The organism is Actinoplanes sp. NPDC089786 (assembly GCF_040684855.1).
Taxonomy (GTDB): domain Bacteria; phylum Actinomycetota; class Actinomycetes; order Mycobacteriales; family Micromonosporaceae; genus Actinoplanes.
Genome location: NZ_JBFBGU010000045.1, coordinates 20,992 through 28,458, shown reverse-complemented (window position 1 = coordinate 28,458; position 7,467 = coordinate 20,992). Strand labels below are relative to the sequence as shown.

Below are 7,467 nucleotides of genomic sequence, written 5' to 3'. Positions count from 1 at the left end.
GGACTCCCGCTCCCGCCTGACCCGCAACCACCACCCGACCGTCACGGTCCACGATGCCGCATACCCACACCCAAATCAGGCACCTATCCAGTTACGTGTAAATAAAGGTCATTGTCAGGCGTTGAGAAACATCAGCACGGCCAGAACTCGGCGGTTGTCGTCATCCGACGGTGGCATCCCGAGTTTTGTGAAGATGTTGTTGATGTATTTGCTGACCACCTTTTCGGTGATGAAGAGCCGGGCCGCGATGGCCGCGTTCGACCGGCCCTCGGCGATGTGCCGCAGGACGTCGAGTTCGCGGGGACTCAGCACGGCGAGCGGTTCCCGGCGGGCCAGCAGTTGGGAAACCACCTCGGGATCGAACGCGGTGCCGCCGGCCGCGACCTGGTGGATCGCCTGGATGAACTGTTCGACGTCGGAGACCCGCTCCTTGAGCAGGTAGCCGATCCCGCCGGTGCTGTCGGTGAGCAGCTCTCGGGCGTACAGCGGCTCGATGTGTTGTGAAAGCACCAGCACGGGCAGGCCGGGGATCTCGGCGCGGGCCGCGATGGCCGCCTTCAGGCCCTCGTCGGTCTGGGTCGGCGGTAACCGTACGTCGATGATCGCCACGTCGGGCCGGTGGCCGAGCAGCGCGGGCAGCAGATCGGGTCCATTGTCGACCGCCGCGACCACTTCGAAGTCGAACGCCTGCAGGAGACGCGTGAGACCGTCCCGCAGCAGCGTCAGATCTTCGGCGATGACAACGCGCACGGCAGCTCCATGGTCACAACGGTGGGACCGCCCGGTGGGGACGAGACCGCCATCGTCCCATCGAACGCGTTCAACCTTCGCATGATCCCGATCAGACCCGTCCCACGGGCCGGGTCGGCCCCGCCCACGCCGTCGTCGCCGACCTCGACGGCGAGCACGTCGCCGGTGTGACCGATGGTCACCCAGGCCGACCGGGCCCGGCTGTGCCGCACCATGTTCGCCAGCGTCTCGGCCACCGCGAAGTAGACCGCCGATTCGACCGACGTCTCGAGCCGGCCGGGCAGGTGGGACGCGACCGGCGTCTTCACCGGCAGGCTGAGCGCCAGCGCCTGGACGGCGCCTTCGAGGCCCCGTTCGGCCAGCACCGGCGGATGTATTCCGCGGACCAGATGTCGCAGCTCGACCAGGGCGGCCGTGCTGGACGACCGGGCCTCGGCGAGCAGTTTGAGCGCGGCGGACGGATCGCGGCGGACGAGACGCTCGGCGAGCCCGATCGTCATCGCCACCGAGACCAGCCGGGCCTGGGCGCCGTCGTGCAGGTCACGCTCTATGCGACGCAGCTCGGCCGCCTGTGCGTCTATGGTGTCGGTCCTCGTGGTGGTCAGGTGGGCAACGCGTAACCGCAGCTCAGCGGACATGGTGGGGGCCAGGAAGAGCTGGGTGAACAGCACGTCGGTCGTGCGGAGCAGCGGCGCCAGGACCAGGCCGACGGCCAGGATCACCAGGCCCTGGGGGAGAGACAGCCACGCCTCGGCGGTGGTCATGGTCGGCCAGAACACGCCGTACCCGAACCGCACCTCGCCCAGATGCAGCCACAACGGCAGCAACCCGACACCGACCAGCCCGTACGCGGGGATCGCCAGCGTGATGACGCCGAGGCACACCGCGACCAGCGCGCCGGGCAGCAGCCACGCCATGTCCCGCCAGGTCGCCGGATCGGTGATGATCCACCGCACCCAGAGGCGGTCGCCCACCTCGGAACGCTTCGGCGGCGGCGGATAGGGGCGGCGGATCGGCAGGCCGGCCCGCGCGGCCAGCCGCCGCTCGAGGTCGGCGCGCCACCGGACGATCGTCACGGCGACGGTGAGGATGTCGGTGCCGAGCACCGGCAGCGGGCTCAGGATCAGACCGGCCAGCCAGATCGTCAGCACGGGCAGGTTCAGCGTGGCCAGGCCGGCCGCGAACAGGCCGTCCGCCGTGGCGGACAGACCGGCACGTACGCGGAGCCAGCTTCTCATGCCTTAATCATGCCCTCGCCAGGGCCGGCTATCCGTCACAAGGGTGCTGGCACCCCAATGCAGGTGGGGCTCGGCACTCCAGACATTCCGGTCCGGGAACGCGAATACTTGGGGGCATGACGGCTACCACGACAGCACCGAGAGTGCGGCCATCGAGCGACTTCGCGGAACTCAACCGGCGGATCAACGCCGAGGGTCTGATGCAGCGGAAACCGCTCTACTACGTCGTACGCATGGCGCTCGTGACCCTGCTGGCGGCCGGCGCCTGGACCGCGTTCTTCCTGGTCGGGTCGTCCTGGTGGGTGCTCGCCGTGGCGCCGTTCCTGGCCATCGCCTTCGCCCAGATGGCGCTCGTCGCGCATGACCTGGCCCACCGCCAGGTGTTCCGCACCAAGCGGCCGAGCGAGATCTTCGGCCGGATGGCCGGCAACCTCGGCGTCGGCATGAGTTACGGCTGGTGGATGGACAAGCACACCCGCCACCACAACAACCCCAACCACGACGATCTCGACCCGGACGTCGCGCCGGAGGTGCTGATCTGGGCCACCAAGTCGGCCGTCGGCCGCCGTGGGCTGGCCGCGTTCGTCACCCGGCACCAGGCCGGGCTGTTCTTCCCGCTGCTCACGCTGCTCAGCACCGACCTCAAGGTGTCCAGCGTGAAGGCCCTGCGGGCGGGCCATGTCAAGCGCCCCGGCCTGGAGGCCGCCCTGCTGATCGCGCACGTGGTCGCCTACCTGGGCTCGCTGTTCATCTTCCTCTCGCCGTTGCAGGCGATCGCCTTCCTGCTAGTACACCAGGGGCTCTTCGGTGTGTATCTCGGCATGACCTTCGCGCCGAACCACAAGGGGATGCCGCACCCGACCGGCGACGAGGACTTCCTGCGCAAGCAGGTGCTGACCTCGCGGAACGTCAACGGTGGCTGGTTCGTCGACGTGGCGCTGGGCGGGCTGAACTACCAGATCGAGCACCACCTGTTCCCGGGCATGCCGTCGCCCAACCTGCGCAAGGCCCAGCCGATCGTGCGGGACTACTGCGCCGAGATCGGTGTGGCGTACGAGCAGACCGGTCTGATCGAGTCCTACCGCCAGGCCCTCCGCCACCTGCACGAGGTCGGGGCGCCGCTGCGGAAGCCCCAGGCCTGAGCCCTCAACCGGGGAAGGTCAACACGGCCTGAACCTCGTGCCGCCGGCGCTGCGCCAGATCGTCCAGCAGCGCCGGCGCCTCGTCGAACGGCACCACCGCGGTGATCACGTGGCGGCGGATCGCGTCGCCGTCACGCTGGAGCAGGCGGACGGTCTCGGCCGACAGCCGCTCACGGTCCCAGGTCGCCCCGAGCCCGCGCGGCACCCGGCCGATCTGGGCGCAGCGGATGGTCAGACCGTTGTGGTGGAACTCGGCGCCGAGCCGGAGCGCGTCGGCGCCGCCCTGGTAGAAGGCCAGGTCGATGACGGCGCCCTGCGGGCGGAGCAGGCGAAGGGCCAGATGCAGGGCGGACGCCTGACCGCGGCACTGGAACACCACGTCGGCGCCGCGATCGTCGGCGGTGTGCCGCCAGGCCGTCTTCAGGGCGGCCGCCACATCGTCCGCCTCCGGGTCGAGCGCCGCCAGGCCGAGCGCCTCGGCGATGGCCCGGCGCGACCGGGTCGGGTCGACCACCACCACCGACGCGGCGCCGTGGGCGCGGGCGAAAAGCGCGGTGAGCAGGCCGACCACCCCCGCGCCGACGACCGCGACCCGGCGGCCCTCGACCCCGTCGCCGAGCCGGCGCACATCGGCGCCGTGCAGATCGGCCGCGGCGTGCAGCAGGCCGTTGGCGCAGATCGGGCCCATGTGCGCGACGTAGATGCCGAGGATCGGATCGAGGCCGGCGGGCAGCGGCACCACCCGGTCACGCAGCGGGTCACCGGTCCAGCCGGTGCGGTGGCCGTACGTCATCGCCACCACGTCGCCCTCGGTGACCGCCGGGGTGTCGCTGCGCTCGACCCGGCCGACCTCCATGTAGCCGAGCCGGGTCACCGGGTACGGATCCGGGGCGTCGCCGTCGAGGAACAGGCCGAGCGTCGGGTCGAAGCGTTCACGCAGCGCCGGGTTGGTGCCCTTGACGAAGCTCAGCTCGGTGCCGGCCGAGACGCCGCTGAACAGGGTGCGGACCCGGAACGGTCCGGGCTCTTCCGGCTCGTCGACGATGCGCAACCGGCCCGGCCCGGCCACCACCAGGTTGCGGTCAGACATGCGGCACCGTGACCGGGCGACCGGCGGCCGCGGACTCGGCCACGGCGGTGGCCAGGGCATGGGTGCGTACGGCTTCGGCGTACGGGACCCGTACGTCCATGCCGTCGCCGCGAACCGCCTCGACGAACGCTCGGTCGACGGCCACCCGGGCCTGGTCCGGGTCGGTGTCCACGCTCCACTCGCCGTCACCGTCGCGGACGGTCAGCCGGTCCTCGGTGATCGCCAGGGCCAGGCCGTCGGCGTAGATCTCCAGCCCAGCCCGGTGCTTCCAGCCGAGCACACAGGTCGCGGTCAGCGTGCCCACGGCGCCGCTGGCGAAGCGCAGCGTGGCCGCGGTCGCGCCGTCGATGTCGGCGCCGTCCACCGCCGGCGGGATGCCGTTGCTCATGGCACTCACCTCGGTCACCTCGCCGACCACGTATCGGAGCAGGTCGAGCACGTGCGCGGCCTGCTCGACGACCGGCCCGCCGGAGCGGTCGCGACGCGGCCACCACGCCACCGGCGGCACCTTGTCCAGCCAGGCGCCGGTCACCAGGCGTACCGGCCGATCGGCCAGCACCTCGCGGGCTCGGTCGACGACGGCGCTGTAGCGCCAGTGATGCCCGACCCCGGTCAGCAACTCGCGCCGGGTGATCAACTCGGCCGTCTCGCGTGCTTTATCCAATTCGATCTCTATAGGCTTTTCCACGAAGAGAGGAACATCGGCCTCGATGACCGCCCGTTCCGCGGGCCCGTGGGCGAACGGCGGGACGCAGACGTAGACGGCGTCGACCCCCTCGGACAGCAACGCCGCCACGTCCGGCGGGGAGCTCGCGCCGTACTCGCCGGCGAGCTTCCGCGCGGCCCCTTCCTGCACGTCCGTAACCCCGATGATCTGCACATCCGGCAGTCCGGAGAGGACGCGGGCATGCCGCTGTGCCACCCCGCCCGCGCCGACCAGTCCGACCCTTGTCGCCGACATGCGACCTCCCGTTCCTCGTGCTGCTTTGTCTTCCGCGCTTGAGCCGGCTGAAACATCGAGGGGATCTTGTTTACCCACCGGAAAGATTGCCTGCCCGTGGAACGGGCATGCGTTCGATCTCCAGTCGTCACGAGCAATCGGGGGATCCGCCCATGCATCAGCTGACTCCGCCCGCCGTCTCGCCCGTCGTCGAGGCGTGGGCCACCTATCGCACCGGTAACGCGACGCAGTGGTCCGCACGCACCCTCGCCGCCGCCAAGGGTGGCGCCCGGGTCAGTGTGGTCATCCCGGCCCGCAACGAACAGCAGACGATCGGCGCGATCGTCGACACCATCCGACGCGAGCTCGTCGCCGGGGTCCCGCTGGTGGACGAGATCGTGGTGGTGAACTCGCGCTCCACCGACCAGACCGCGATCGTGGCCCGGGCCGCCGGCGCCCGGGTCGTCGATCAGGACGAGATCACCCGGGGACTGCCCCGGATGGAGGGCAAGGGCGACGCGCTCTGGGCCGGCCTGGCCGCCAGCACCGGTGATGTGGTCGCGTTCGTCGACGGCGACCTGCGCGACTTCTCGTCGACCTTCGTCACCGGGCTGCTCGGCCCCCTTCTTACCGACCAGTCGGTAACTTTCGTCAAGGGCTTCTACCACCGGCCGCTGGTCGGCGCGTCCGGTGTGGAGGCCGACGGCGGTGGCCGGGTCACCGAGATCAGCGCCCGTCCGCTGCTCAACCTGTTCTGGCCCGAGCTGGCCGGCTTCGTGCAGCCGCTGGCCGGCGAGTACGCGGGCCGCCGATCCACCCTCGAGCGCATCCCGTTCGTCTCCGGTTACGGCGTCGAGATCGCCATGCTCATCGACCTGCTCGACCTCGTCGGCCTGGACGCGCTGGCCCAGGTCGACCTGGGTGAGCGCCACCACCGGCACCAGAGCCTGGACGCGCTCGGCCGGATGTCGGCGCAGATCATGGTGACCGCGTGGAGCCGCCTGCACCGCCGGGGCCTGGTCGCCGAGCCGCTGCCGCCGGCCACCGCCCTCACCCAGTTCAGCCGGGGCGGCACCGACCCGCTGCCCCACCTCAACCGCCAGATCAGCACGGCCGACGTCGGGGTCGGCGAGCGCCCGCCGCTGGCCACCATGCCGGTGCCGGCGGAGGTGCGGATCGCATGAAGGTGCTGATGAACGCGGGCCCGTGGCTTCCCGTGCCGCCCCGCGGCTACGGCGGCATCGAGAACGTCATCGCCACCCTGGTGCCGGAACTGCGCCGGCTCGGCGTCGAGGTGGTGCTGGCCACCGTGGGCGACAGCGACCTGCCGGTCGAGGAGCGCCTCGCGGTCTACCCGAGCGGGCAGTTCAAGCTGCTGCAACGCCCGTACAACCAGGTCTGCGGGGTGGTGCCGGCGCATCAGCACGCGGTGTCCCGGCGGCTGGCCCGCGGCGACATCGACCTGGTGCACGACCACGTCGAGGCGGCCGGCCTGACCATGCTGGCCGGGCTCGGGCCGGACGCCCCGCCGGGGCTGCACACCCTGCATTGGGACCTGCGGAAACATCCGGAGCTGTACGGGACGTTCGACGGCGGTTCGCGGGTACGCGTCAACGGGGTGTCCGCCGACCAGCTCAGCCACGCCCCGGACGCCTTGCGCGCGCACGCCGTGGGCCACGTGCACCTGGGCACCCCGCTGGCCGACGGGGCCGACCGGCGCCCGCGTACGGAGAAGCGCCCGTACGCCGTGGTCCTGGGTCGCATCACGCCGGGGAAGGGACAGGACCTCGCCGCGCAGCTTGCCCACAGCGCCGGCTTCGACCTGGTGCTGGCCGGTCCGGTGGGCCCGTACCAGCAGCCGGGCGACCTGGCCGCGGCCGACCCGCAGAACCCCGACGTGCGGTTCTGGCGCGAGCAGGTGGCGCCGCAGGTGGACGGCGACCGGGTCCGCTGGGTGGGCACGGTCGTCGGCGCGGAGCGCGACAGCCTGGTCGCTTCGGCCGCGGTGGCGCTGTTCCCGCTGCGCTGGAACGAGCCCGGTGGCACCGCCGTGGTCGAGTCGCTGGCGCTGGGCACCCCGGTCGTCGGCATCGCCCGCGGTTGCCTGCCCGAGCTGGTCGAGCACGGCCGTACCGGCCTGATCACCACCGACGAGCAGGAGCTGGGCGACCTCGTGCACGCGGCCCGGCACATCGACGAGGCCGAGTGCCGGGCCGAGGCGGTCCGGCGCTTCACCCCGGCGACGATGGCCGCCGCGTACCTCGCCCTCTACGAGAGGATCAGCGCCCCGGTCCCGGCCTGACCGTC

At 71.4% G+C, this 7,467-nt stretch carries 7 protein-coding genes; 3 read left to right on the top strand and 4 right to left on the bottom strand.

What is annotated here, in order from left to right:
- Nucleotides 1-114: 114 nt before the first annotated feature.
- Nucleotides 115-750 carry a response regulator transcription factor gene (locus tag AB0O15_RS46620; RefSeq protein ID WP_364334216.1) on the bottom strand — a complete coding sequence of 212 codons (636 nt, stop codon included), beginning with the start codon at nt 748-750 and terminating at the stop codon, nt 115-117.
- Nucleotides 723-1,988 carry a sensor domain-containing protein gene (locus tag AB0O15_RS46615; RefSeq protein ID WP_364334213.1) on the bottom strand — a complete coding sequence of 422 codons (1,266 nt, stop codon included), beginning with the start codon at nt 1,986-1,988 and terminating at the stop codon, nt 723-725. The genes AB0O15_RS46620 and AB0O15_RS46615 overlap by 28 nt, the downstream gene beginning before the upstream one ends.
- A gap of 116 nt (nt 1,989-2,104) precedes the next feature.
- Between AB0O15_RS46615 and AB0O15_RS46610 the strand changes: the two genes are divergently transcribed.
- Nucleotides 2,105-3,130, top strand: a complete 1,026-nt coding sequence (locus AB0O15_RS46610) for an acyl-CoA desaturase (RefSeq protein WP_364334210.1) — start codon at nt 2,105-2,107, stop codon at nt 3,128-3,130.
- Nucleotides 3,131-3,134: 4 nt separating this feature from the next.
- On the opposite strand, the gene AB0O15_RS46605 is transcribed toward AB0O15_RS46610, so the two are convergent.
- Nucleotides 3,135-4,220, bottom strand: coding sequence for a zinc-binding alcohol dehydrogenase (locus AB0O15_RS46605; protein WP_364334207.1), 1,086 nt, complete (start codon nt 4,218-4,220; stop codon nt 3,135-3,137).
- On the bottom strand, nt 4,213-5,181 hold the full coding sequence (locus AB0O15_RS46600; RefSeq protein ID WP_364334204.1) for a Gfo/Idh/MocA family oxidoreductase: 969 nt from the start codon (nt 5,179-5,181) through the stop codon (nt 4,213-4,215). Before AB0O15_RS46600 ends, AB0O15_RS46605 begins: the two co-directional genes overlap by 8 nt.
- A gap of 152 nt (nt 5,182-5,333) precedes the next feature.
- Between AB0O15_RS46600 and AB0O15_RS46595 the strand changes: the two genes are divergently transcribed.
- On the top strand, nt 5,334-6,344 hold the full coding sequence (locus tag AB0O15_RS46595; protein WP_364334202.1) for a glucosyl-3-phosphoglycerate synthase: 1,011 nt from the start codon (nt 5,334-5,336) through the stop codon (nt 6,342-6,344).
- The gene (locus AB0O15_RS46590; protein ID WP_364334200.1) at nt 6,341-7,462 is read left to right on the top strand and encodes a glycosyltransferase; all 1,122 of its coding nucleotides are present in this window, start codon (nt 6,341-6,343) and stop codon (nt 7,460-7,462) included. The genes AB0O15_RS46595 and AB0O15_RS46590 overlap by 4 nt, the downstream gene beginning before the upstream one ends.
- Nucleotides 7,463-7,467: the final 5 nt, after the last annotated feature.

Bases quoted from the DNA above. Each gene is read 5' to 3' on its own strand.
- AB0O15_RS46610 (WP_364334210.1), top strand. From the start codon at position 2,105: ATGACGGCTACCACGACAGCACCGAGAGTGCGGCCATCGAGCGACTTC.
- AB0O15_RS46605 (WP_364334207.1), bottom strand. From the start codon at position 4,220: ATGTCTGACCGCAACCTGGTGGTGGCCGGGCCGGGCCGGTTGCGCATC.
- AB0O15_RS46590 (WP_364334200.1), top strand. From the start codon at position 6,341: ATGAAGGTGCTGATGAACGCGGGCCCGTGGCTTCCCGTGCCGCCCCGC.
- AB0O15_RS46600 (WP_364334204.1), bottom strand. From the start codon at position 5,181: ATGTCGGCGACAAGGGTCGGACTGGTCGGCGCGGGCGGGGTGGCACAG.
- AB0O15_RS46595 (WP_364334202.1), top strand. From the start codon at position 5,334: ATGCATCAGCTGACTCCGCCCGCCGTCTCGCCCGTCGTCGAGGCGTGG.
- AB0O15_RS46615 (WP_364334213.1), bottom strand. From the start codon at position 1,988: ATGAGAAGCTGGCTCCGCGTACGTGCCGGTCTGTCCGCCACGGCGGAC.